1 protein-coding gene is annotated in these 458 nt (G+C 65.3%); it reads left to right on the forward strand.

The window, feature by feature from the left end; all coding sequences use genetic code 11:
* On the forward strand, window positions 1–458 hold a 458-nt coding region (locus RTW80_RS27280), incomplete at both ends, for a Tn3 family transposase (protein WP_312721208.1).

A 458-nucleotide genomic window follows, 5' to 3' on the forward strand; every position in this document is an offset into this window, starting at 1 on the left:
AGACAGGACGTTGCTGCTGTCCGCAATCCTCGGTGATGCGATCAACCTCGGGCTGACCAAGATGGCCGAGTCGAGCCCCGGCCTGACCTACGCCAAGCTGTCCTGGCTGCAAGCCTGGCACATCCGCGACGAAACCTATTCGGCGGCCTTGGCCGAGCTGGTCAACCACCAGTATCGCCACGCCTTTGCCGCCCACTGGGGCGACGGCACGACCTCATCCTCCGATGGCCAGCGCTTCCGCGCGGGTGGCCGGGGCGAGAGCACCGGGCACGTCAACCCGAAGTACGGTAGCGAGCCGGGACGGCTGTTCTATACCCATATCTCCGACCAGTACGCGCCGTTCAGCACCCGCGTGGTGAATGTCGGCGTCCGCGATTCCACCTATGTGCTCGACGGCCTGCTGTACCACGAGTCCGACCTGCGGATCGAGGAGCACTACACCGACACGGCCGGCTTCA

It is taken from the genome of Escherichia sp. AM3, assembly GCF_032029835.1.
Taxonomy (GTDB): domain Bacteria; phylum Pseudomonadota; class Gammaproteobacteria; order Enterobacterales; family Enterobacteriaceae; genus Escherichia; species Escherichia coli.